This window comes from Novosphingobium olei (genome assembly GCF_037076535.1).
In the GTDB taxonomy this organism is placed as follows: Bacteria; Pseudomonadota; Alphaproteobacteria; order Sphingomonadales; family Sphingomonadaceae; genus Novosphingobium; species Novosphingobium olei.
Genome location: NZ_AP029021.1, coordinates 2,406,934 through 2,432,291, shown reverse-complemented (window position 1 = coordinate 2,432,291; position 25,358 = coordinate 2,406,934). Strand labels below are relative to the sequence as shown.

At 59.3% G+C, this 25,358-nt stretch carries 17 protein-coding genes; 4 read left to right on the top strand and 13 right to left on the bottom strand.

Going from position 1 to position 25,358, the window contains the following annotated elements:
• Nucleotides 1–101 precede the first annotated feature (101 nt).
• Both AACH40_RS11390 and AACH40_RS18915 read left to right on the top strand, forming a co-directional pair.
• The gene (locus AACH40_RS11390) at nucleotides 102–923 is read left to right on the top strand and encodes a ThuA domain-containing protein (RefSeq protein WP_338642514.1); all 822 of its coding nucleotides are present in this window, start codon (nucleotides 102–104) and stop codon (nucleotides 921–923) included.
• 340 nt (nucleotides 924–1,263) lie between these two features.
• Nucleotides 1,264–1,425, top strand: a complete 162-nt coding sequence (locus AACH40_RS18915; protein ID WP_422394848.1) for a Rieske 2Fe-2S domain-containing protein — start codon at nucleotides 1,264–1,266, stop codon at nucleotides 1,423–1,425.
• A 153-nt stretch (nucleotides 1,426–1,578) separates the two neighbouring features.
• Here the strand turns inward: AACH40_RS18915 and AACH40_RS11385 are convergent, their stop codons facing one another.
• Nucleotides 1,579–1,767, bottom strand: a complete 189-nt coding sequence (locus AACH40_RS11385; RefSeq protein WP_338642513.1) for a hypothetical protein — start codon at nucleotides 1,765–1,767, stop codon at nucleotides 1,579–1,581.
• Between the two features lie 155 nt (nucleotides 1,768–1,922).
• Nucleotides 1,923–3,116 carry a DUF2254 domain-containing protein gene (locus AACH40_RS11380; protein ID WP_338642512.1) on the bottom strand — a complete coding sequence of 398 codons (1,194 nt, stop codon included), beginning with the start codon at nucleotides 3,114–3,116 and terminating at the stop codon, nucleotides 1,923–1,925.
• Between the two features lie 478 nt (nucleotides 3,117–3,594).
• Here AACH40_RS11380 and AACH40_RS11375 point away from each other — a divergent pair, with 478 nt between their 5' ends.
• Entirely contained in the window at nucleotides 3,595–4,875 is a 1,281-nt protein-coding gene (locus AACH40_RS11375) for a sensor histidine kinase (RefSeq protein ID WP_338642511.1), read from the top strand.
• Nucleotides 4,876–5,097: 222 nt separating this feature from the next.
• Here the strand turns inward: AACH40_RS11375 and AACH40_RS11370 are convergent, their stop codons facing one another.
• Nucleotides 5,098–5,214: a helix-turn-helix transcriptional regulator gene (locus tag AACH40_RS11370; protein WP_338642510.1), complete on the bottom strand. Its 117-nt coding sequence runs from the start codon at nucleotides 5,212–5,214 to the stop codon at nucleotides 5,098–5,100.
• A 795-nt stretch (nucleotides 5,215–6,009) separates the two neighbouring features.
• Between AACH40_RS11370 and AACH40_RS11365 the strand changes: the two genes are divergently transcribed.
• Nucleotides 6,010–6,282: a hypothetical protein gene (locus tag AACH40_RS11365; protein WP_338642509.1), complete on the top strand. Its 273-nt coding sequence runs from the start codon at nucleotides 6,010–6,012 to the stop codon at nucleotides 6,280–6,282.
• A 566-nt stretch (nucleotides 6,283–6,848) separates the two neighbouring features.
• Here AACH40_RS11365 and AACH40_RS11360 read toward each other — a convergent pair.
• The 10 genes from AACH40_RS11360 to AACH40_RS11315 form a co-directional block, all read right to left on the bottom strand.
• Entirely contained in the window at nucleotides 6,849–11,507 is a 4,659-nt protein-coding gene (locus AACH40_RS11360; RefSeq protein WP_338642508.1) for a hypothetical protein, read from the bottom strand.
• 145 nt (nucleotides 11,508–11,652) lie between these two features.
• Entirely contained in the window at nucleotides 11,653–11,970 is a 318-nt protein-coding gene (locus tag AACH40_RS11355; protein ID WP_338642507.1) for a DNA-binding transcriptional regulator, read from the bottom strand.
• The gene (locus tag AACH40_RS11350; protein WP_338642506.1) at nucleotides 11,954–12,355 is read right to left on the bottom strand and encodes a type II toxin-antitoxin system RelE/ParE family toxin; all 402 of its coding nucleotides are present in this window, start codon (nucleotides 12,353–12,355) and stop codon (nucleotides 11,954–11,956) included. The genes AACH40_RS11355 and AACH40_RS11350 overlap by 17 nt, the downstream gene beginning before the upstream one ends.
• Nucleotides 12,356–12,411: 56 nt before the next feature.
• Nucleotides 12,412–13,620 (bottom strand): tyrosine-type recombinase/integrase, encoded by a 1,209-nt coding sequence (locus AACH40_RS11345; protein ID WP_338642505.1) that lies wholly within the window; start codon nucleotides 13,618–13,620, stop codon nucleotides 12,412–12,414.
• On the bottom strand, nucleotides 13,617–14,930 hold the full coding sequence (locus tag AACH40_RS11340) for a site-specific integrase (RefSeq protein WP_338642503.1): 1,314 nt from the start codon (nucleotides 14,928–14,930) through the stop codon (nucleotides 13,617–13,619). Before AACH40_RS11340 ends, AACH40_RS11345 begins: the two co-directional genes overlap by 4 nt.
• Nucleotides 14,931–15,085: 155 nt before the next feature.
• Complete coding sequence (locus tag AACH40_RS11335; RefSeq protein WP_338642500.1) at nucleotides 15,086–16,804, bottom strand: subtype B tannase; 1,719 nt, start codon at nucleotides 16,802–16,804, stop codon at nucleotides 15,086–15,088.
• Between the two features lie 270 nt (nucleotides 16,805–17,074).
• Entirely contained in the window at nucleotides 17,075–18,049 is a 975-nt protein-coding gene (locus AACH40_RS11330; RefSeq protein ID WP_338642499.1) for a DUF6607 family protein, read from the bottom strand.
• A 20-nt stretch (nucleotides 18,050–18,069) separates the two neighbouring features.
• A complete protein-coding gene (locus tag AACH40_RS11325; RefSeq protein ID WP_338642498.1) occupies nucleotides 18,070–20,208 on the bottom strand; it encodes a TonB-dependent hemoglobin/transferrin/lactoferrin family receptor in 2,139 nt (712 codons plus the stop codon).
• A gap of 1,631 nt (nucleotides 20,209–21,839) precedes the next feature.
• Nucleotides 21,840–22,940 (bottom strand): sensor histidine kinase, encoded by a 1,101-nt coding sequence (locus AACH40_RS11320; protein WP_338642497.1) that lies wholly within the window; start codon nucleotides 22,938–22,940, stop codon nucleotides 21,840–21,842.
• A 740-nt stretch (nucleotides 22,941–23,680) separates the two neighbouring features.
• The gene (locus AACH40_RS11315; protein ID WP_338642495.1) at nucleotides 23,681–25,108 is read right to left on the bottom strand and encodes a hypothetical protein; all 1,428 of its coding nucleotides are present in this window, start codon (nucleotides 25,106–25,108) and stop codon (nucleotides 23,681–23,683) included.
• Between the last annotated feature and the right edge of the window lie 250 nt (nucleotides 25,109–25,358).

Genomic DNA, 25,358 nt, shown 5'->3' with positions numbered 1-25,358 from the left:
ATTGCGTGGCAGCGCCATCGCCAACCGGACCGGCACATACCAAAGTGCCAAGAATTGCGATACGCGTTGCATATTTGGCTCTGCGGTATACTCTGCCTACCATGCCGACCATCAACTATCACGCCAAGCTCAAGGTCCTTGCCGCCGTGCGGGGTCACCCCTTTGACCGCAATGCTTATGCTGCGCTGTTTGACGAAATGGAGGGTATCTCCGTCACCTTCGTCGATCAGCCTGCTGCCTCCCTGCTGCTGCGGCCGGAGCTGGTCGACGATTTCGATGTGCTGCTGCTCTATGACATGCCGGGCGTGGACTTCCACTGCGAGACGCCGGGCATCCCCGCGCCCTCGGACGAGCGGCTGCGCGCCGGTCTTCCTGCACTGCTCGAGCGGGGGATCGGGGTGGTGGCGACGCACCATGCGATGAGCGGCTGGCCGGACTGGCCGGGCTATGCCGAGATCATCGGCGGCCGTTTCCTTTATCGCCCCGGCGAACTGCGCGGCAAGGCACGGCCGGACTCGGGTTATCGGCATCAGGTAGAATATATGGCGCACGTCGTGGCGCCCGATCATCCGGTCATGGCCGGTATCCCCGCCAGCTTTCCGCTCAAGGATGAACTCTACCTCGCCGAGGTGTTCGAGGACGACGTGATCCCGCTGCTCCGCTCGGACTACAGTTTCGTGCGGGACAACTTCTTCTCGGCTACCGAGGCGATGCAAGGGCGGATGTTCTCGAACGAGGGCTGGGAGCACGAGCCGGGCAGCAACCTGATCGGTTGGGTCAAACGCGCCGGCAAGAGTCCGCTTGTCTATCTCCAGCCCGGCGATGACGAAGTGACGTATAACAACCCCGTCTATCGTCACCTGATCGAGAACGCGATCCGCTGGACCGCATCACCCGCCGCGCACGATTGGGCGAGGGCCTGAAACGCAAGGGGGCTGGTTCGTACCGGGGGAGATGCCTCATCGGCATTGCGTTGGTAAGCGTTTCAAGATCGACAACGCACATCACAAAGGCGCGGGTAAACGCGGAGAGTGCGCAATGAACGCAGTGCCAGGCGCCTTTGCCGAGAAAGCTTTTCGCCCCGATCTGCATCCGTCTGAAAACTAAGAGGAAATCCTCGAAACACATACGCGCGGGCCGGACGCGCATCTTCGTGAAGGTCGGGTCCCGGATATCGGCACTGAGGCAGTCGTTACGGCCCGCTTCACTGAGGCGGCATTCGCCCGGCTGGAGGAAAAGCACCTCGGACCCAAGGTCTGGCAGATGGTCTGCCGCGAGGAGGAAATCCCTGCGCCCGGCGATACCATTGCGTATGAGATAGCCGCGCGCTCGTTGCTGATTGTGCGGCAGGTCGAAGGGACGATCCACACCTTTCATAATCCCTGCCTGCACCGCGGCCGCGAGCTAATCACGTACCGGGTCTGAAACGCAGAGTTCCGCCGCCCCTGTCATGCTCTGGCGTGCAACATCGACGGCACGTTCAAGAACAATCCCATCGCCTGGGATTATCCACAGTAGGAAGGCAAGGATGTTTCGCTTCCCGAAGCGTGGGCCGATACTGGGGCGGCTTCGTGTTCATCAACATGGATCCGGACGGGCCCTCGCTAATGGAAGTTCCTGGCGCGATCCGCTCGACGGCAGCATCTCGTCCAGGGCAACATCCAGCAGAGACGCCAGCGCGCCCATGACCGTCAGTCCAATGGACGACGGCAGGCGCAGGAACCTGAAATTGATATAGCCCAAGACGGCGGCGACCACGATCAGCACGCCAGCAGCGTTGAAGGGCGTGAGATAAGACTTCCGATCACTCGGCTGGCTCCTTGTCGCGCCGAAAGGACTTGATCCGAACGGGGCCGTTAAGGGTTTGACTAGCTTGAGCGATCTGCCGCTTCCAGTTCTATCGGACACTTGCTGCGATGCCGTCAGGACCAATAGCGGCGATGTATGCGGGCAATCTGCGCCCGGTCGGCTTCGGCAGTCATCGCAGTCATCGCGCGGGTCAGCCCCTCGGCTGCTGCTGCCGCGCAATCGGCGCGTGCAGCGGGCTCTGCTTCGGCCAAAGCAGCGAGCGACTTTTGCAATCTGATCGCTACCTCGATCAGCCCCGCGCCATCGCGCGCAATCGGACGGTAGAAGTCCTCAAGCAGTTCGGGAAAGCTCAGGGGAGGCACGATCACGCTGTCAATGCATGGCTCGTCGGCGCTCTCCTCGATTGCGACGATTGCCGACAGGACCCTCGTGCCCGCTTCAATCACCGCAATGGCAGTCCCCGGATCATTCACGGCGGGCGACAAAGCGCGCGAAGCGATCTCGGAAAGGACCACGAGACCAAAACGGGGATCATGATCGAAGGCGCGGTCATTTGCGACGGTAAACGCCGAACGCAAGCGTTCTACTTGCTTCTTGTCGGGCCGGACACTTGTCCAAGCAACCATGCGCGCCGGATTTGCCATCACCCCGGGCAAGGCAGACAGAGCGATGTGGCCATCAAGGTCTTTCGCCACCTCATATAATACTGCGACGTCCACATGCGTGATGCGGCCGATATGTTCTAGATAGATCCGCGTCGCGCCTGGAGGAATGTCAATCCTTTTGCGGGGCCCGAAGCACGGTGGGTTGACAGCAGATATGGCCTTCAAAGCTGCCATCTCGACACGAGCGATCGTATCGTTAACCCGCCCGAAGCGGGTGATGTGTTCGATCCAGCGAAGAAAAGTTATAACGATGGTGGCAATGACGAAGATCGTCCCGCCAAGCAGTATCACCCGTCCGCTCTCGCCATAAAATCCGGTCGACAGTGCGACGATGCCAACGATGGCGAACAGGAAACTACCAAGGAACGTCGCCAGTGCATTCTGCGCGGTTGAATCTTCGACCAGCAACTGCACTGCACGAGGCGTGATGTTGCTGGTCGCGCCTGAGTATGCAGAGACCATTGCCGTCAGCGAGAACGTCGTCACGGCCAACATGCTCGATGCGAGCACATTGAGAATGCTGTCGACCGAACTGGCACCAACCTTTGTGGCAAATTCGTAAGAAATGACATGGCCGACAACCGCGCTGGCAAGTGCCAGAGCTATCGCGAACACGCAAAACAGCCCGGCGCGAAACCACATGCGCCTTGTCAGAAGCCGCAAAGCCCACTGCCATTTATTCAAGTTATAGCCCCCACATTTGCAGTCGCTGGAAATGAATAGACCCCTCGGTCGTTTGTTCCGCAACCTGCCCGGCCCCAGTACGGCCATGAGTTCGCAAGATGCGAGATTGCCGACTAGCAATGCCCTCGTGGACCTCCCTTGGGCCCGACCAGATGCGAATGACTGCTCGTAGCGTGAGCGGACGCTAACCACATAGCAGCCAGACGGCGAAAGTGGGTTGTGATCAGTCATTCGAATGATTGTCGGCTGAAAGGCGCTACGCGAGCGCGGATATTGTATATGCCCAGTAACATCACACCCAGATTGTGAATTCCGCCAGCAGGTGGGCTTTCGCAGAAGTGGTCCGCAACTCACCTACTCATCGCGCAACCAATATGAGCTTACACAGTTGAACCTCGGGCGCCTCATAAGCCACGCCCAAGGGATATTGTTGATCATGACCAAGACGTCCGCTTCCTCGCAGCCAGTTGGAAGCAATCCCGTAGCCTTTTCTGCTGATAATTCGCTCGAAGTAGTGGAAACGACGCACAGAACCGAAGCTGGCAACTTCGAGGAAGCCGTCGCGGAAGTGGGCGAGGGCTCGATGTTGGGCTACCGTTTGACCCAGCAGGCGATCCTCTCGGATTTTGGCCTTCGTGCTCTTCAGCGGTCGTCGCTCGATGATCTACTCGACGATGCCGCGCAAAGTGCGGCCCAAGGGATGAGGACCAGTCTCGCCAAAATCCTCGAATACCGGCGCGACCAAGCGGATTTGCTGATTCGAGCCGGCGTGGGCTGGCAAAAGGGCGTTGTCGGGAAGGCTTCTATTGGCGCTGACGCAGGTTCACCAGCCGGGTTCGCGTTCCAGAGCGGCTCGCCTGTCATTTCCAACCACCTCGAGAAAGAGGAACGGTTTCGTACCCCTGAAGTGATGGCTAGACACGGCGTAAGGCGCGCGATCAACGTTGTCATCGCGCGTATCGGCGGGCCGTGGGGTGTGCTCGAGGTCGACAGTTCTAATGCCGGCGAATTCGAAGCGGCAGATCTTGCCTTTCTGCAGGGACTGGCCAATCTGGTCGGTGTCGCTTCCGATCGTATTGCCGCGGAGGAACAGCTGCGCCAGTCGTTGGAACACCAGCGAATGCTGGTAAAGGAGGCGAGCCATCGGGTGAAGAACAGCTTGGCCATGCTGTCGAGTTTGATGAAGATGCAGGCACGCAGCGCTAAGACTGACGAGACCATGACCGCGTTGGGCGATGCCTCGGATCGTATCCTCGCAGTCGCAGCGACACACGATCAAGTCTGGCGTCAGGAGGCTGGGGACAAGGTGGATTTGTTGGAGCTTCTCCCTCAACTTTGTCATCAACTCGATGCACAGGCTCCCGACCACTCTATCCATTGCGACATCGATTCTTTCGTAGTGACTGCCTCAGCAGCCACGTCGATCGCGCTTCTTGTGACGGAGGCTGTTACGAACGCGATGAAATATGCCTATCTTGATGGTGGAAGTGGAAAGATCGAGATCAAACTGGAGAGGATTGGCGAAACGGCGACTTTAGTCGTCTCGGACAATGGGGCCGGTCTTCCGGAGGATTTCGATCCCAACAAGGCGCAGATCAGTAGCCTTGGCATACGCCTGATCCGGACACTTTCTGCGTCGGTGGGAAGCGAAGTGCAGTTCTGGGCGGATAAAGGCACCAAGGTAGTCGTCGCGAACATTAAAGGGAGTGTCGAATAGGCTCCTAAAGAGGGCAATCGTCCACTCAGCGGCAGAATTTGCCAAGTTTTCCAAACGGCTCAAACAAATGTTGATGGAATGTAGACTGACTGCCCCTCCGATGACCTGCCTGGTCTCCTTCAAACAAGCCTGTGCTTCGCCAGTAAAGCTGGTGGCTACAGAAGATCGCTGAGCGTCGCCAATTATCTGACTGTGGCCGGGTTCAAGAGCAGCGTTTACCTGTCAGTTTTTTGCAGCTTCAGCCCCTATTTCCATCCACTCCGCTATCTGGCTTGCATACCAGCCTACCGCGCGAGGGCCGATCGGGATTTGCTTGGGAAAGGTGCCAGCCTTGATCATGTAGGCGAGAGTGGATTGAGAAACCCCGATCCGGCTGAGAACTTCAGGACGGCACAGGATAGCTTCTTCGGACTGCTGGACCGGTCGAGCGATCGCAGCTGGCTCAAATTGTAACTTAGCCAGTGATGCGGCGGTCGCTGCATGTGGGACCTGCTGTTTCGGCTAAGCCTTCTTTCGGTTTCAGGATGTCGAGACTGGCAGCACTTCGACAGCTAGCTTTCTCGCGCGGGCGCTGGCTCCGACGGCATCGTAGATCTCGTCCTGCATCATGAACGATGCGAGGAATTCCCCAAAGTCAGTACGGTTGACGAAGATCCGGTGGGTTGAGGTCGCCAGGACATTTCACCAGTCATCGAGTTTCAGGCAACGACTTGCCATGCGCGGGACTGGGGTGTCGATTTCCCAATGCAGGGGCCTGAGTTGGACGGGTTTACCGCCTGTGAGCGGACGGGCTGATGTCTCGAGCTTGCCTTCGAGGACCGATTCCTGGAGTGTGCGGGCCCAAATCTGGACAATCACGGAAACCGGGATCTAGCCATCGGGCGTTTGTTCTTCCGAATTGGTCTTCGTGGGTGTTGCCGGAAGCACCGAAACCAAAGATGCATCGCGCCGGTTTGGAACCGAGTTTGCCCTGTTCTAGCGGCCTCTGCCCGGCGTGACGGTGGATGGTACCGCTGCATACACCCGCGCGCGCTTTCGTGGTGCAGCACCGGGCCAAGCCTTCATCCCCGGTGCCATGCCGTTCGTGCTGCGCGGCGGCATCAGTGCCTCGATCACCGACCGCTTACCGCCACTTTGCGTATCCGTCATTTTGCCAGCGCGCCGCTGATCGAGGACAATTCGCAGAAGTCCGATGCTACGACGTTGATGAACCTTGGCGCCTACCGTGAGGCTGGACGACTCCGCCTTGGGATTGATGTACTCAATCTGTTCAATGCCCGCGATCCCGACATATCTTACTTCTATGCGTCACGGCTGCGCGGCGAACCGGCTGGCGGGATCGATGACCGGCATATCCATCCGGTCGAACCGCGCCAGGTTCGTGTGACGGCGCGCTTCCTGCTCTGATTCTGTCGAATGCCCGAGCTTGAATTCCTTTTAAGCGGACACAGGGGCTGGGCAGTTATCTGATCCTTAAACCGAGATCTAGGGCCGACACTCTTTTGGTGATTCTGCCCACGGAGAGCGACTTCAGCGTCGTTTGTAACGTGGCGAGCGTCAAACATGAACCAATGCGCTACTATGCCTATAGCTGCCTAGATCGTCGATCCGATGAGGTAGACTGCCGAGGAATCTGATTAGAATGCTGAAGAATTTATAGAGTAGGGTGTGCATGTCAAGTCCCGATAATCCAGATGCAAAGCCCTGTGTTTGGGTTGGCGCAATTAATGGGGAAAAGTTCTCGTTTCCGAGGGTTTGAGCGGTTGAGCGGCATTCGAGCGGCACCTTCCAGTCACTGGAAACATGCCCAGCGTTCCGGAAAAATTCCAGATTGGGGACCAAATAGCCATCATGGGAATTCCAAGTTCGCGGCGCTTTCCGCAAAGGCTCGCAGTCCGCGTAAGCGACAAAGCGTGAGCCAATACCTTGACCCCAAACGCAAGCACACGAGCGAATCTTCAAACGTCAGAAGCTCACGTAGACAGAGCTTGATACGCCGAAACAATCGCTGTGATCTGCCTTGTGTTCAGGGTCTGCACCTGGTCCGTGGTGAACGCCTGAAGCTGGTCGCTCGACAGCGCGGAGATGTTGCCTTCCGAAATGCCTGTGAGGCCGTTGGTGCTGATCGAACCAAGCTCGGTTGTAGTGAACGTGGCGAGCCCATTCGCGCTAAAAGCCTCGATCTGAACTCCGGTAAAGGCAGCCACCTGTTCGGGAGTAAATGCGGCTGCCTGTTCGAGAGAGAGTGCGCCGATTTGTACGGGTGACAACCCCACGATAGCTCTAGGTGCAATGGCCGCGATCTGATCGTTCGAGAAGGCCTGAATACGTGTCGCTCCAAGCGCGCCGATCTGCAGAGCATTGAACCCGCCAACCTGCATTCCTGTGAGCACTGATACCTGGTCGGTGCTGAGAGCATTGACCTGGTAATAGGAGAATGCCGCCAGTTGTTGCGGCGTGAGCGCGGCTGTCTGATCATTGTCAAGAGATGCCACTTTGTCGGCGGTAATTCCGGTGACAGCACGAGGGTCAATCGCGGCAATGTCTGCAGGCGAGAAAGTGCCAAAGGCATCCCGGCTTAGAGCCGCGATCTGCTGGCCGGACATTGTGGCAATCTGCGCTGGCACGAGCGCCGCCACTTGCCCCGACGAAAGACCTGAGATTTGCGCTGGCGAGAATGCCGCGATGGCTCTTCCATCAAGTGCCGCGACCTGTTCGATGGACAGCGCAGAAATGGTTGAAGGGGACAGCGAAGCGATTTGAGTTCCGCTGATAGCGTGGACCTGCGTCGCCGACAGCGCGGCGAATTGCGCAGGCGTCAGCGCGGCAAGTTGGCTGGGCTGCAGTGCGGCGACTTGTGCTGCCGAAAGACCTGCAACCTGCTCTGGCACCAAGGTGCTAATCTGATCGGTTGTCAGGCCGGTAATAGCGGTCGTCGACAGCGAGGACAGGTCGGTAGAATCGAGAGCCGCGAGAACCTCGGATGACAGTGCGGAAACTTGCGCTGCCGACAATGCCCCAAGCTGCACGGGCAATAGGTGATCGGCCTGCGCGGGCGTAAGCGCAGAGACCTGTGCTTTACTCATTGCAGCTATCGTGGCCGTGCTGAGCGAACGTACCTGAGCAGGTGACATTGCACTCAGCAAGTCGGTCGAAATGGCAGGGATTTGCCTTGCCGTCAGGCCGCCGGTTTGCTCGGCAGAAAGCCCGAGCACTTGCGACTGCGAAAGCGCCGCAATCTGATTGGCAGACGCCGCGCCGATCTGGGCGGGCGAAAGGAGGGCGAGGCGCTCCTGATCCAGCGAAGCGAATGTCTCTATCGGCAACCCGGTGATCGAACCGGACGGTATCGATGGAAGCAAATCGTCGCCGATCGCGGCCAGCATGTCAGGCGTGAAAGCTGTAAGCTGCGAAGACGAAAGCCCCCCGATTTGAATGTTCGTGAATCCAGCGATCTGGGCCGGGGACATGGCAGAAATCTGTGCCGCCTTGAGGCCCGCAAAGGCGCTTGGTCCGATGGCCCTTACTTGCTGTGTTCCCAGCGCCGCAACGACGGGAGTGGGCAATGCACCAACTTGCACGCTACTTAGGCTGCCGATCTGCGCGGTATCCAGGGAATCAGTTTGCGCAGCCGTTAGAGCGCCAATCTGCGTAGTACTCAGTCCCGCAATTTGCCCTGAAGTCAGGCTGCCTATCTGAGCGTCAGTCAGAGCCGAAATGGCTTCGGCGGAGAGTCCACCGATTGCTGCGGATGTCATGGCCGCAAGGCGATCAGGCGCCAACGCTGGAAGTACGCTTGTCGCGATCGCTGCTGCCTGAGATCCGCCAAAACTCGCCGCCTGCTCGGTAGTCAGGCTACCGATCTGCTCAGCAGAAAGGACGGTGATCTGGGTCGGCTTGAGGGCGGCAATTGCCTTGGTCGACAGCGCCCCAATCTGTTCGGCGGACAGGGCAGCAATGTTGTTGTCTGGAAGGCCCGCAACCTGAGCGGCGGACAGCGTCGATACCTGCGCGGCAGAGAATCCGTCCATCTGTGGACTTGTCAGCCCCGCCAGTTGCGCAGGCTTGATAGCCGCCAACTGCGCTGTGCTGAGTGAAGCGATCTGTTCCAGGGTGAGAGCAGGCATCTGGCTGGCACTTAGGCCCGCAATAGCCTTGGTGGTAAGCGCAGCAACACCGGGCGTCGTGATTGCAGCCAGGCCCTCGTTGTTGATTGCCTGGACCTGCAGCGAGGTGAGGTTCGCAATTTGCGCGGGCGTGAGGTTTTTGACCTGGTCCGCGCTCATCGCACTGATCTGGGTGGCAGTCAGCCCACCGATGGCCTGCGGCGCAATCGCAGCGACCTGAGCCGACGACAGTTTTGCTACGGTCGTAGTAGCCAGCGAACCGATCTGAACGGCGCTGAAGGCTCCGATTTTCGCCGGATCGAGCCCGGCCACTTGTGACTGAGTAATCGCCGCGACCTGAGCGACCTTCATCGAGCGTACTTGTGGGATGGTGACGCTTGCCAGCTGATCGGTCGACAATGATGAGACCGACGCTGCGCTCATCCCTGCAAAAGCAATTACGCCAATGGCTGCGACATCTTCCCCGGACAATCCACTCACCGAACTCGAACTCAGAGCGCCGATTTGGGAGGCACTGAAGGCGGCGATCTGGGTCGTTGAGAATGCCCCTGCTTGTTCAGCCGAAAGCGCGCCAATCTGTGCAGTGGTCAGACCGGGAACGGCCTTGACCGATATAGCCGCTATCTGTTCTCCCGACATGGCAGAAATGGCTGCAACCGATGTAGCTGCAAGCTGTCCCGCGTTCGCTGCCTGCACCTGCGTTGTCGTAAGAGCCGCTGCTTGCGGTGCCGTAAGTGCGGCGAATTGAGAAGGTCGAAGGCTGGCGATCTGACCTGCAGAAAGTCCGGCCAGTTTCGTCGGCGCCAGACCTGCTACCTGCTCGGTGGTCAGGCCGGTTATCGCGGCGGGCGCTATTGCGCCAAGCTGGGATGAAGAGAAACCACTGAGGGTGGCGGTGCTAAGTGCGGGGATTTGCTTGCCCGAAAGCATGACCACCTGAGCTGAGGACAACGCAGCAGCCTGGGTCGGCGACAATGCACCAAGCTGCGCGGTCGAAAGGCCAGAGATGGCAGCCGGTTTGATCGCGCCAATCTGCGCGGACGACAGGGACGCGAACTTGTCTGGCGTGATCGCTGCAAGCTGCGCGCCGCTCATTGCACCGATCTGCTCGGGCGTCATCGCTTGAGTCTGGGCAGATGTCAGAGACGCAATTTGCGTTGTGCGAAGCGAGGGTATTTGCCGGGTCGTGAAGCCCGCAATTTGATCTGGTGAAAGTGCTGCCAGTTGGTCATTGGTCAGCCCGGAAACCGCGCTCGGATTTAGCGCGCCAATTTCGGCTCCGGTGAACTTGGCCAGGCTTGCCGGGGCCAGGACGGCGATCTGCCGCGAGCTCAGATTGGTAATCTGCCCTGCAACAAGCCCGCCGATCTGATCCGCTGACAATCCCGAAACCTGCGCTGTGGTAAGCGAAGGTATGGCGGTCGAGGCGATGGCGCCGACTTGCGAGGGCGATAGCGCCGACAGGTTCGCTACCGAGACCGCCGCCAATTGCGAGCCGTTAAGCGAACCCATTTGTGCCGACGTCAAAGCGGACAATTGCTCGGGCTTCAGCGCGGTGACCTGCCAGGGCTGAAGCACTGCCACTTGTTTCGGTGTGAACGCGGCTACCTGCTCAGCCGAGAGCGATGAAATCGTCTGGGCAGATTGGCTGGTGATGACAGCAGCGTTGAGACCGGCGATCTGCGATGGTGAGAAGCTGACAACCGCATTGGTGCCGAACGCCGCGATTTGTTTCGTGCCGAGCAGGTTGATCTGGCTGGCAGTCAAACCCTTGATCTGGTCGGCGGAAAAAGTGGCAAGTTGCGTAGGTGCAACGGCTGCCAGAGAAGTCGGTTTGATGGCCGAAATCTGATCGCCTGAGAGATCGGTCAGCTTGGTCGAAATCAGTGACGCAATCTGACCTGGGCCGAGGGCTCCAATCTGCGCCGACGAAAGTCCTTGGACCTTCCCGGGCGACAGCGATGAAATTTGAGCGGACGTGAATCCAACCATCTGCGCGGCTGTCAGGCTTGCGACCTGATCAATGGAAAGTGCTGCCAGGCCTTGGGGCGTAATGCCTGCAATTGCGCCGGGAGATATCGCGGCGATGTCATCGGTCGAAAACAGCGCAAGCGTTGCTGGCGCCATTGCCGTAAGTTGGCGGGCGTTGAACCCGGCGACCTGCTCGGGCGTCATCGCCTCAACTTGGGCACCGGACATGGCTGCGATTTGTGTGGTCGACAATGATGCGACTTGGGGGCGGGTAAAACCCGTTACTTGATCGGGCGATAGCGCCGCCATTTGCGAACGCGTGAGACCAGACATGGCTCTGGCCGCTAGCGCAGACACCTGCTGCTTGGAGAGCCCCGCAACGACATCGGTGCTAAGCGCGGAAACCTGAACTGCCGATAGCACTCCAGCTTGTTCGGTCGTGAGTTCCTGAACATCGACCGGGGTCCACTGCCGTATCGCAGTGGTCGAGAGCGACATGATCTGCCGAGTGGTGAGCGAGCCGATCGAGGTCATTGGAAAGCTATACGAAAACAGCCTTAATATCTGAGACGCCTAGGATTAGGGCTTTCCCGTATCAAGCATCCTCAGTGTAATTCACCAACATAAGGCGATTGACAGCGACATATGCGGCAACTCTAAAACAACAGTTGCTGGACCATCAGGCAACTGCTTCCAGCCCTTTGCGCTGGATGATCGAAAGCAACCTTAGCGCCGGGCCACCAGGCCGCTTCTTTCCGCGCTCCCAGTCGGAAACGAGGTTCTTCGACACATTGAGATAGCGCGCAAACACCGGCTGCGAGACATGTTCCGCCTCGCGGATCGCCTTGATCTCCTCTGGCTGGAGCGGGGTTGCCTGGACTAGGCAAGACTCGTCGAACTCGCGCAGTGTGCGCTTGTCGATGGATCCGGCCTCGTGCAGTCCTTCCATCATCTCGTGAACGGCGGCAAGCGCCTCGCTCTTATAGGTCCTGGGCATCGTCATTCACCTCGAACAGTCTCTCTTCGCGCACCTCGGTATCGATTTGCGCCTGCGTCAGTGCGAGCACGATCTTCGCGGCCTTCTTGTAGACCTTCAGCTCGGCCGCGCTGAGGTTGGCCTTATCGCTCTTGGCAAAGCCAAAGGCGAATATGGCCCGCTCCTCGTGGCGGAAGAAAACCAGCGTCCTATAGCCGCCGGACTTGCCTCCACCTTCGCGTGCGACGCGCTGCTTGATCAGGCCGCCGCCGAGATCGGCGTCGATCAGCCCACCATTGGCCTGATTTATGGCCGCAACAAGCGTCGCGTCACTTATTCCTTCACGGCTCGCAAACTTCGCAAACCAGCGATTCTTGTAGATGCGGGTTTGCTGCTTACCGGTCATAGTCACCATCCGACTATCATACTTTGTATTATGCTTCAATGGACAGTGGCACCGCCTCAGGGTCGGCCGGTCAGCATTGCCCGCTCGATCGCAGCGCCGATCGCCTCGGCTGCGTCCAACAGGTGCGCGTCCTCGAAGTGGGCATAACGGGATGTTGACTTGACCCTGGCGTGGCCGAGAAGTCGACCAATCATGGGAAGGCTCTCCCGGCCCATGACAGCATGACTAGCATAAGTATGCCGTAGATCATGGAGCCGCACATCCTTCAGACCGGCCTCATCGCGAAACTTCGCCCACGGGCTATGAATGCTCTGGATTTGACGATCGAAGCGCCAGTTCCAGAAAATCCATCGATTCTTGCTGCTGCGAGGCATGGCGAGGATCAGCTCACGCGCCTCATCACCCAGCCAGACTGTGCGCGGGCCGGTCTTGCTGTCACGCAGATGTAGGCGGAGGCCTTTGAGGTCGGGCCATTGCAGGGACAGAATTTCGCCGACCCGGCATCCAGTCAGAACGAGCAGCAGAATCGCCGAAGCATAAGCCTGCTCTGTCCGGTCCTCTCCAGCACGTGCTTTGGCAAGGACAGCGCCAAGCCGGGCTAGTTCGTCGTCTGACAGGAATCGATTGCGGTGGTTCTTCCGGTTCTGGCGGATACCATAGCAGGGGTTCGTGTTCTCGACGCGATATCCCCATTCCTCCGCCTTGTTCAGCGCAGCGCGCAAGATTTCGAGGCACCGGTTTGCAGCGCCGGGGCCAGACCTGTCAGTCAACGCGACGAACCATTTGGTCACTTCGGCCTCGTTGAGGCTATCCACAAACGCCTCCGGGAACGCCCCATCGATGTGACAACGGCGGTAGCCTGTGGCCGTTTCCTGCGTTGAGGGCTTCCATGCCGAGGAGCACTTCTCCCAGTATTCCCGCATGAAGTCGTCCATGCGCGGCGCATTGCGGATACGCTCGCGCGTAGTGGCTGGATCGTGGCCGACGCGCGCATGGGCAATGACTTGGCGCGCCACCATCACCGCCTGATGCCGCGTGATGACTGAAGCCGGACCTATCGTGATCGTCCGAACCCGTCCGCCCATCCGCGTCTGCACGATGTAGACATGCCGTCCGCTGGGATAGTGCCGAATGCCGAACCCGTTTTCCACGGCAATCCAGGTCGTCGTTCGCGCCTTGCCCTTCGGCGGTTGAGCCAATTTCGGGCTGACGCCGATCTCTGCCAGAGCCTTCTCGACGATCTGCTTGAGTGACAGGCTCGTCATGCGGAAAGTCCCAATGAGCCAGCGATCCCGCTCGATACCCGCGAAGCAGCGTCGGCAATCGTTTCGTCGGCGAGGTGAGCATATCGAGCAGTTGTCTCGGGCAGAACGTGACCGAGCAGTCCACCGATTGTTGCCAGCGGGACCTTTTCGCGCACAGCGACGGAGGCAAAGCTATGGCGAAGATCATGGATACGCACGTCGGGCAGCGCGCAACGCTTGCGGAAAGGATACCACCAATTGTCGATGTGGATGGGACGTGCGCCGGACTGGTTGGCGAAAACGTACTTGCTGTCTTCGCGCTTCTTGATCCCCTCAAGGATTTTCACGGCCTGGCTGTTGAGCCAGATGGTCTTGGGGCCTGTCTTGCTGTCGGGCAGGAGAAGTCGTGGCAATTGGACCCAGTCCCATTCCAGGTCGCGGATTTCGCCGAAGCGCGCACCGGTGAAGATCAGCAGGCGCGTGGCAGCGACCTGCGCCGGGTAATCTTCCTCGTCCGCGTCAAGTTCTCGGGCCAGACGACGGAACTCTTGGGGGCTAAGGAACCGCTCCTTGGACTTGGTCTTGAAGCGGGGCATGCCTCGGCACGGATTTGACCCTTTCCGAACGTAGCCGAGCTGCGCCGCATATTTGAACATGGCCGCCAGAACCGGGACCGCTCGGTTGAACTGGCTTTCGCGCACGGTCGCGCTATCGTCGCGCCAGCGCACAACGTCAGATTTGCCAATCAGGTCGAGCCGCATCGTGCCGAAGCGCGGTAATAGGTCGCGCCTGATCGCGTCGAGATTGCGCTTCTGCGTCGAGGCCTTCCAATGCCTTGCATAATCCGTCCAAAATTCGTCGGAATAGTCCGAAAACAATGGTGCGATCTTTACCGATACGCGGCGCGGCAAACCATCAAGCGCGACCTCGGCAAGCCGCTTGCGCGCCTCCCCCCGTGCGGTGGGGGCATCGACTTCGTCAACTTTCCCCAACGAGACGCGGCAATGCCTGCCACGGCGGCGCAGCCGAACGAACCAGTAGCGATTGCCGGACGGTCGAACCCGCAGCCCGAAGCCCGCAAGCTCCGTATCCCAGATGACGTACTCACTGGGTTCAGGCGGCATTTTCCGGCGAGCCAGATTGCCGTCAAGGAATGCCCGGTTCCCGGGCAAATGCCGTTTGGGGACCATATGGCCATCAGAACTATCGGAACTGCTCGGCAAAGTCTCGGAATTATTGCCAATTCTGGGGACCAGGCGGCCATCAGCAGCAGTCAAGCTGCCGAGCGCTTCAAGCGTTGCCTTTATTGAATTTGCTGCACTTTTGCCCATTTCTGCGGCTTAGGCCGCGTAGGGTGTGCATACCAGATCCGAAAACAAGGGCCTACTGATCAAGAGTGGTTTTGCGTCCGCACGAAACCGATTGAGGCCGCTAAGGTCAGAAAATCCCACTATACTTACTCACGTCGAGATATGACTTAGTCGCTTCAGCTAGATGGTAAGTCCTGCCCGGCCCCACTCTCCGCAATGACCTTTTTCAGCCAGCGATAAGCCGATTGCACATCGTAATCACCGCTGTGGGGGGTCATCCATGGTAGCGCGAAATCAAGTTCCTTCACCGCGCTATCGCCTGCGATGGCGCGCGAAAGCGCGATTTCGACAGGGAAGGCAGTGTCGCGGTCGATCATGCCATGGCGCACATACCAATAGGGGGCGACCCTGGCTCCGGCCTTGGCGCCAAGGTAGCTGAAGGGATCGATCATGCGAAGCTGCCGGGTCAGGGGCTTGCCATTGTGTTTGATCCAGCTCTGCCAGGCGAGGCCCGCATCGTCTGCCCCGGACCCATCGCCCGCTACGTCATTGGCATCCCAGCCGTAGGCTGTGAAGTTCGACCAGGCCTGATCGGCCGCGCCGAACAGCGTGTTTTCGCCGTCGATACCGGTGTTGCCGCTGTTGTGGCTGCGGTCGAAGGCGGGCATCGGCTTCAGCGGGGTGATCGCAGCGACGAACGCAAGGTAGGCGCCGAGATTGAAATCGGTGACCTTGCCGCCGCTGACCGTCACCCAGTCGTTGGCCCGCGTGATCTGCATCGAGCCGCCAAACATGCGCGGGATGGCAATGTTGAAGGGTTCGCCTCGCGCGGGCACGGTGCCGCCTTGCGCGATGTGGCGCTCCACTTCCGCGATCACCTGCGCCCCAATGGCATCGCGCATCGTGGCGGCGGTCAGCGCCCGGCCATCGGCGAGTTTCAGGCCCAGACTGTCCAGATAGGCGGGATAGTCCGCTGCCAGCCGGGCCGAGGCAGCAGCCTGGGCCGCCGTCCATTGGCCGCCCGCCGTGCCGCCCGCCGACCGGACCGGCCCGTAGAGCCATTCATAGGCCAGATCGGCATGGCCAAGATCGGTGATCGGACAATAGGCGATCGCGGCAAAAACGGCATCGGACAGCGTGCTTTTTCCGGTTCGGCTGATCCCGGCGGCACCGATCGCGGCCAGTTCGGGTAGAAAATCGGGACTGTCGCCCGATGCGGCGATCACCGCAGTCAGCCCACCGCCACCCGATGTGCCCGTCACCACGATCCGTTCCGCCGAACCGGGCAGGGCGGCATCGTTGAGCCGCAGCCAGCGGATGGCCGCCTTGGTATCGACCACCGCCGCCGGCGCGTGGCCCGGATAGGACCCGTCGGCAGCCACGATGCCGCGTCCGCGTGTGCCTACGTCGACATAGACGTAGCCGGCGGCAAGCGCGGCGCCGACCTTGTCGGTGTTGCTGGTAGACTGATAGCTGCCGCCATCGCGGATGCCCGCCCGAAGCTCGCTGGCGAACCAGCCGCCATTGTTGACGTTGAGGATGATGGCCGCATCAGCCTTCGCCCCTTCAGGCACGAAAACATAGAGCGACTGGTAGGCGAGGGGGTTGGCAAGAACCTGTTTATCCGCCGCAGCCGGGCTGCCTCCCGGTCCCATCCGGCGGGTGGGCTGATTGGCGGCCATGGCCACCGGTTTGCGGACATAGACAGCTTCATAGCGGCGCAGCGCCAACGGCTTGCCGTCGAGCGTGACATGGACGAGCGTAAACGCCTTCGGATCGACCTGCAGGCGCGCGGCAGGTGCGGTCTTGGCCAGAGCCGCGCTGGCCCCGAATAAGGCAAGTGCTGCGGAACAGGCCAGTTTCACTGCCACTTTCGCATAGCGCCGGGAATTCATTGTCTTGCCATTCTTTCTCGCACCGTGGGGCGCTTTATCTGCGTGTGGCGGGATTGCCGCGCTGCCTTGCGCCGCGGTGAAGCTGGCGACGAATCTCGCGGGCCGGTGAAGAATGTCAGACACTGATGTAAATCCCTACGATACAAGAAAAATTACGCGAAGCTGATGGTGCAATCATAGGCACGATCCACCCACAGGGCTAAGACCCACAATGTCGGCCTTGCCTTTTTGAACGCGCGATGTCGCTTCCAAACGGCAAGGCCCGCCAATTCAAAGCGTGCGCGTGTTTTCGTCCATGATGCGGCGCGCCTCGGTAATGGCTTTGGACGTGCTGGTCTTGCCCGACCGGATGTCGTCGGCAAGCTGCATCAGCCGCGCGCTGATAACGGTTCCGGTTTCAGCCTCCTCCTGAATGCCGATCCCGCCCTTTTGGGCGGCAACCTTGTCCCATTCCGCGCGAATGGCCGCCCAATAGTCTTTGGTCGCCGCCCAATAGTCGTCGGCGGCCTTAACGTTGTAGCCATCGAACCGGGTGTAGGTGTTGAGCACATATTCCTGCACAATTGGCGCCAGCTTGCCCTGCTTCGAACCCATCTTGGTGTTGTCCTGCCAGTGGATCCAGCCGTCGGGGCTGTTCTGGTGGCGGTTGATCGAGAGGTAGCGATCATACACGGGCTTGCGCACCGCATCGCGGCGCGCAAGCGGGCGCCAGGTCCAGTTGGAACGCCAGCGGCGCACGCCGCCTTGGGTCTCGAACTGGCCCCAGCCGCCATAGCGCGGGGAATCGTCGACCTGCCAAACTGTCTGCGACCAGCGGCCGGTGCGCATCTTTTCCGGCACTTCTTCCCACTTCCAGGTGTTGCGATCAGCGTAGACCAGCACGCGGGCTGGTTCATACTCCCAATCCTGGCGCCAGTGCTTGATCACCATGTCCTTGCCTTCGTGCTCCACCACCAGCAGGTGCTGAAGCACGATCTTGCGCCCGGTGTCCTCGATCACGCGAACGACTTCGTGGCCGCCGGAGGTTTTCTTTTCCAGCGGGGTATAGGCCGGATCCCAGCGGGTGGATTCCTGCATGTCGAAACTCACGCGGTAGTTCCCCGCCATCGCGAGGATATCGGCGCGGTCGGTTTCAAAGCTGGCCGCCGCTTGTTCTGCGGCGATTGGCGGATGGGCCAGAGCAGGGCTGGCAGCGAGGGCAACGGCAAGCAGGCTTGCACCGAATAAAGACTTGATGGGGTTCACAGGTTTGCCTCCCTTTGAGATCAGAAACGATAGCTGAGCGAGACGCTCGCGTTGCGGCCGGGCTGGGTATAGGCATCGGCAATGGTCGTGGTGGAGGCCAGCCCGCGCACGTCGCTCCACCAGGCATATGTCGTATCGAGCAGGTTGAAGAGGCCGGCCCGCAGCGTCAGCCCCTCCGCGATCCGGGCGTTCGCGGTCAGATCGAGGATGGTGAAGGCATCGGGGCGGTAGCAGGCCGGGGTGCACAGGCCGGTGGTGCGGTCCAGCGCCTTGCGCGCGCTGTGCGTCACGATCAGCTGACCGCCAAACCGCCCCCGTGGATCGCGATAGCCAAGGCCGACGACCAGCTTGAGCGGGTCGATCGTGGAGAGCGGGGTGCGGATGCCGCCCGGCTCGATCACGTCCCCTGTCGCGTAGGACAGCGCGAGCGTGGCATGGAGGCCATTGCGCGCGCGCCCTTCGAACCGCGCCTCCGCGCCTTTCACGCGGACCCGGTCCAGATTGACGAACTGGTAGATGGCCGGATCGGTTGGGGTGAAGCTGCCGCTGACCACTTCCTGGCTGATGAAATCCCGGTAGCGTGATGAAAACGCCGTCAGATCGAGGCTTACCGCTCGGCTGGAATAGCGCAGGCCGCCTTCGAAGCTTTCGCTGCGTTCCGGGCCGAGATCGGGGTTGGGGCGCGAGGTGTAGCCGAAGGCGAGGTTCTGGAAGAACTGGTTGACCTGCCCGGGTTCAGGGGCCTTGAAGCCGGTCGCATAGTTGCCGAACAGACGGATGGTGTCGGTCAGCTTCCACACGGCGCCGAATTTGGGCGAAACGCGCGCGCCGCTCTGCGAAGCACCGGTGAAGCTGGGCAGCAAAACGTCCTTGCGCGGATCAAGCGCATACCAGTCCAAGCGCAGCGCCGGATAAAGCGTCAGCGCGCCGAACGTGATCTGGTCACCGGCAAACAGCCCCGCCCGGGTAAAATCGGTGGTCGGAAAGGCGCGGGTGGGAAAGACTTCGCCGGCCGGCGGAACCACGCCGTCGCGCAGCCCGCGCTGGCGCGTTCGGCTGTAATCGCCGCCGAAGACAAGCCGGTGAGAGAGCGCGCCGGTGGCGAAATCGGACCGCGCATCGGCGGAAAAGCCGATCACGCGATTCTCGAATGTGTTGAGCCTCTCGCGGTCTGCCGCCGGGGTGCGGTCCTCGTCGGTAAACTGGCGGTCCTCGCCATCCTGCCAGAAGACCGCGGCGCGCGCGAAATCGATGATGCCGCTGCCTTCCCAGCTCCAGTCGAGGGCGATGCGCTTGCGCTCGCCCGTATCGATACCCTCGAGCAGTTCGACGGTCGCGCTGCGGCCGGTCAGGCCCTCGGTAAACAGATGCGTGCCAAGGTATTCGCCCGTCAGGCGCAGCTTGTGGCCGCCTGCCGGGTCGTAGACGATCCGCGCGAGCACGGCATCGGAACGGCCGTCCTGGGGATTGGGCTCGGTGCGCGCAGCGCCAAGGCCGCCGACCGTCCCCTTGTTGTCCAGTTCCTGCCAGTCGCGCCGGGTATAGGCAGCCATCGCCGACCACGCGCCGGACCTGCCTGCGAGAATGGCTGTTTCGGCAAACTCGTTGTCCGCACTCGAATAGGCGCTGCGTACAAGTCCGCCCACGGTCTTGCCGCCTTCGAGGAAATCGGCAGGATCGGCGGTGATGAAGCTGACAGCGCCCGCCAGACCATCGCTGCCATAGAGCGCCGAGGACGGGCCGCGCAGGATTTCAACCGACTTGATCAGCCCGATATCGACATAATCGCCGCGCCCGGCACTTTGCGCGCCGAAACTGAAGCCATCAGGCACCCGCACGCCATCGACCTGCATGAGCACCCGGTTGCCGCCGATGCCGCGAATGTTGAAGCCGTCGTTGCCGGCCCGCCCGGTCGCCGAGAGCGCAGCGTTGAAGCGGGCGGGCTGGCGCTGGACGCTGACGCCCGGCTCGAAGCGAACAAGATCCTTGATGTCCGTGGCGAGTTCATCGGCAATCTGCCCATCGGTCCGCAGCGACACCGTAACCGCCAGATCCTCGACCTTCACCGGCGTCCGCGTTGCGGTGACGACAATCTGGTTCATCCGGTTGAGCCAGTAGAAGCCGTCGTTGTCCTGCGCCTGAGCTGGAGCGCCGAGCATGGCAACGGCCAGTGCGAGAGATGCACACGCCGGCCGGGCGTGCTGCCATGCGGCGAACCTCTGAGGACGCCGGTCAATCGAACACCCTTTCCTTTCGGGCTGCCGGAACTCTGGATACACCCCCATCTACGATCCTTCCTGATAATGCGACTGACTCGCAGTAGCGGCTTATTCGCGATGTTAGGGCTTCCCGTCAACCCGTTCGGTGTCGGTAATCGCCTCGGCATCGCCTCTTGGGGTCGGCTTCTGCCGATGGAATAAGAGCGATGGAATCGATCAGGCGCTTGGTTTGGTTCTCTGCTGATTTCGCTGGCGGACCCGGCCATAGAGGGCGGTTTTTCCCCCCAAGCAGGTACAGTGAACCCATCGAGTTACGCGTGACTGAGGTGGTGACAAGCCAGGTTCGCCAGTCGAATTTGTTGCGGGCTCGGGCGATGCCGATGGTGCGAACAATGGCCCCCCATGCGATGTTTCTGGCTGACGAGCTCGTGATCGACCGCTAAGCGAGTCGTTAATCGCTCGGCATTGGCCCTGCCAATGCGCGCGGGATCGTCCGGCGCGGTAGCTTGCCGTTTCGGCGACCTGGCAAGTTGCTGCCCATGGCCTAATCAGCGAGCGAGGAGAAATCTCCGCATCGATCTCGCGCCCCTGTAGCGCGACAAACTGGATGAGGATTCGTGTTGCCTCATGGAGGAATGTTCCCGAGTGGTCGATCATTGCCTCACGTAGTATGTACCCTGCAAGACATTGCCGGGCTTGACCACTGCTTGCCTGACGGATTGCCGCGCAGCCCCAAGCCGTAGGCGAGGCAGAGTGGCAATCCGTCAAGCAACGCCTACCAAAGCCCATGTGGCTGCCATTTCCTTATTGCGCGAGGAAGCTACTACGCTGCACACGAGCGCTCGGGCCTGTGCAGTGCGCCAACCTTTAAATCGACGCTGGACGGTCCGCAGGAGACCCTCCGTATAATCTCCCGGCACATTGGTCTGGAGCTTTTCCAGCATCTCGCATCCAGTGAACCATGGCTCCTCGGTGAACCAAGTCTGCAACTGATCTGTAACCTCGGCCAGTGGATCTGGTCGCCGGCGCCCCCGTTGCTGTAGTAGTCTTACAGTTGTTGCGGGCGGCGCCTCACAGTGCCGCATTGGTCAAATCACCTTGCCGACCGCCCGACGTCCATGTGGGGCGCACGCAACACTAACGGCGATGCTGGTCTCAATGGCCTTGCGATGGGCTAGCGCCGAGATGAGGCCCTGTTCGATCCGGGCAGGATCGATGGCAGGCCGCTCTCACCACACGCCCAAGACCCACTGCGAGGTTTCCAGGTGCGGCGTCACCAGGACGCAGCTGAGGTAGCCGTCCATTTCCAATACCGGCAGGAGGCCGTGATCACGGACCAGCGGCAGTTGGATGGAAAGAGGGGCAAGTGATGATGGTCACGGTGCTGATGGCGTTTGGGAACTATCGCGAGCCGCCTACCAGCGCCCTAGTATCTGCTTAGTCACTTTGATCATGAGGCAATACGACACCCATAGCGCCGAAGTCCAAAGCCAGAGGACCATAAATTCAGGTTTATGACGCTACTTTGAGTCAGTCCGAATCTATGCTGGCCACTACTAAATATCGAATTGTTATTTCACATCGGTAGTGAGCGGTCCGCTCAGCTTCAATTCCATCCCGTTACCACTAGCGTGCCATTGAGGCACTAGGTTCAGCGACGAAGCGATGGACTGTATGACTCGCGTGCCCAACCCTGTGCCTATGGCTGCGCGCTCCGCTTCTGCTTGGCCAGCGTTCCCGTTGTCCCGGCAAACCAGCGCCAATTGGCTAGATTGCACTTTTATGTCCACTGCGATCGAGCCAACGCCAAGGCTAAAAGCATGCTTCGCGGAATTGGCGACGAATTCATTCACTACGAGGATAAGGGAGTTAGCCAGTTCCGGAGCGACGCTGACGTCGCTCGTTGAAATTTTCAACTCAATCCCTTCAGAAAGTAAGCGTTGGAGGCCGGTTTCAATACGGGCGAATAGCGATTTGAGGCTGACCTGATCCTGGCAGCCAAGCTCATGAAGCTCTTCATGAAGAGCCGAAAGGGAGCGAATTCGGCTAATCGCATCCTCGAGTGCGTATCTCACGGCAATGTTGTTTTCTCTGCGGGCTTTCATCGAAAGCAGGGCGCTGATTGAGGCGAGGGAATTCTTGACCCGGTGATCAACCTCTCGTCGCAGCGTTTGCTCTCGTTCTAGCGATATGCGCAGGTCCAGTTCGCGCATAATATGGCGTGACAAGACCCGCAGCACTCGCCGCTGATGTTCTGTCAACTCCCGTGGTTTGTGATCCAACACGCAAAGCGTGCCTAACGGAAGACCGTTGGCTCCTTTGAGAACGGAGCCTGCATAGAAGCGGAACCCAGGATCGCTAGTACAGAGGGGATTATCTGCCATTCGTGCATCAGCAAGCGTGTCGGGGATTTCTATATAATCACCCTGCAGGATGGCGTGACCACAAAGGCTTGTTTCAAGCGGGGTTGATCTGACACCCAAACCGACTTCTGCCTTAAACCATTGCCGACCATGATCGATGAAATTGATGACCGACACAGGAGTTTGGCAAATTTCAGACGCTATCTCAACGAGCTCGTCAAACTCTCGCTCCCTTTGGGTGTCTAAAATCGCGTATCGCCGCAGCTCTCGTAGACGGTCATCTTCCAAGGGGTGAGGTGAAGGTTTCATATGATTTAATTATCGAAGTTTTAGGTGAATTGAAAGTCGATAATTTTCCTGTGGAGGTGTGCTGCCTCCAAGGCAAAATAAGGTTCAACTAGGTGCCTGAATAGATATTCATCGCACTTGAAGATTTTCATAAGAAACACTTTATTCTGCATTTTTATTCCAAGTTTAAAATCTTTAAATACGCATTTATGAAACAATAAAGTAGACTAAATTTTATAAACACAGAAATAACAATGAAATAGTCATATAGCAAAATAATATTCCAATATTGCAGATATTGAATTAGTTTAAAGATATAAATCATCTTACATACAATTGGGACCGTCTTTTCTGTCATTCGTATCGTATAACGGGTGAGAAGAATTGCTACGCAGTAAATGTTTTCAGTTGGTATGACCGGAGAATCTGCGGAAGCACACTGTCTTTACGGCACAGAAATTCTTGGGAAACTAGGTTCTCGAGAACCTTGACTCCAACCGATGGCTAACCCCGCCATGAAAAATGTAGAGGTCGCCGAGCTCAGCCTTCATAATCGCGTGAAGCAAAGGTGGCAGGTCAGGTCCGCCATCGTGCGCCCAACTCGTTCATGATTTTTTTGAGGCCTTAGATGTATGCCTTTCTGGATGGAACTTTCCGCTGCTTCCGTCACGTTTTTTGGGATAGGATTTCAGGCGGGTGGAACCGATCGTGTTGGGGGGCGAGATCCTCTGTCCGCTAAAGCTAAGTGGGCAAAGGCGGCCTCATGGCTGCGTCGGAACGAGCGCACCAGGAGGAACCGCATCGCGACCGCCGGCAGTCTTGAGATCGAGCCTGCGGATCACGTGGGGTGTTACCATGATGTAAAGTTCGGTTTTCTGCTTGCTGATCTTGCTGGCACCCGCCAGAATCGAAAGGATTGGCAGGTCACCCAGGATCGGCAGTTTCGACCGGTTCTTGATCGAGCTCTCCTGCGACAGCCCGCCGATGACGAACGATTCCCCGTCTCGCACCGTGGCAAAGGTTTCAGCCTCTCGCTGGCTGATCGTGGGATAGCCTTGGAGATAGCCGGTCACGCTCGAGACGACGCAGTAGATGTGGCTCGAAACGATGCCTTCCTCGGTGACGCGCGGGGCGATCTGCAAGGTCACGCCGACATTGACGTACTGGACCTGCTGTGAAACTCCGTTGACTCCGGAAAGCGTGATCGAGGTAAGGATGGGGATGGCATCGCCGGTGACGATCCGGGCCGACGCGCCGCTTTGCGCGGCAATGCGTGGGCGGGAAAGGATTTTGCCTTCGCCCTTCTGGATCTGGGCATAGAGCGCGGCCTGGACATTGACCGTGCCGTTGAACTGGTAACGGGTTAGTGGAAAGGCACCGCCGGAGGACGAAATGTTCCCGTAGGAGCCGTAGGCGGTCGCCACTTGGCCGTTGGCGTTGGCAAGATCGAGGCCGATGTTGCGGGCGCCGGTTTCGGTCAGCTCCACGATTTGGGTTTCAAGCATGACGGTGTCGATCGGGCGGTCAATCGCCGCGATCTGGGCCTTCAGCCGCTTGATAGTCTCGGTATCGCCCCTCAGCCAGATGGCATTGAGCCGGCGATCAATCGCAATGTTTGCATTGACTGGCTGCCCCAACGATTGGGCTTCACCAGTTTGGGTTTGGGGCCCCGGGTTGTAGCTGTTGCCCATGCCGCTGGCGCTGGTCGATCCGAAACCGGGGGAGCGGGGTACGAAGGTATCGTTGGGCTTAATCGCGCCGCTGTCGGCCAAAAGGCCTGCAACTTCGCTGACATCGGCATATTCGAGCATAACAAGCGCGAAGCCCATCGCTGCGTAATCAACCGAAGACGACCCCATGCCGGCCGCATTGCCCGTGCCGTTGCCCGAAGTGGCGGACGGCGTTGCACGATCGCCGCCACCATGTGGATCGCTGATAGTTACAATGACGCTCGCATCGGAATTGTCAGCCGATGCGATCTGCGCGCCGGGATATTTTGTGTCGAAGCGCAAAAACAGGAAGCCAGGGTTTTCCTCAACCCGAATGGTCTTCAGCGGCCCTTTGAAAAGGACGGGTATCGCGAGCTGCTGGCCCCGTTGCGTGAGAGTGAACGCGATGGCCGGTGTGCCAGAAGCATCGGATGCCGCGACATGGCTATTCATGCGTGGCGCAAGCTGCAGCTTCAGCACGGTCTTGGAGTCCGCATCCTCGACCACTGTTATTGCGGTCAGGTACGACAGGACTTCGCCGGTCTGTGCAAGGGCGGGCCGAACGCAGAAGAATGAGGCCAGTATGATTGCTACAGTCAGTCTGATGACCCGTGCGAGCGCGATTGTTCGGCTTGTAACCCCAGTAAACGAGTCCCAAACAGCAAGCATTTGACCAAACCTTCCAAAACAGGATGCGGCGCAGTTCGTCTCCGAAACTCGCAAGGTCCAG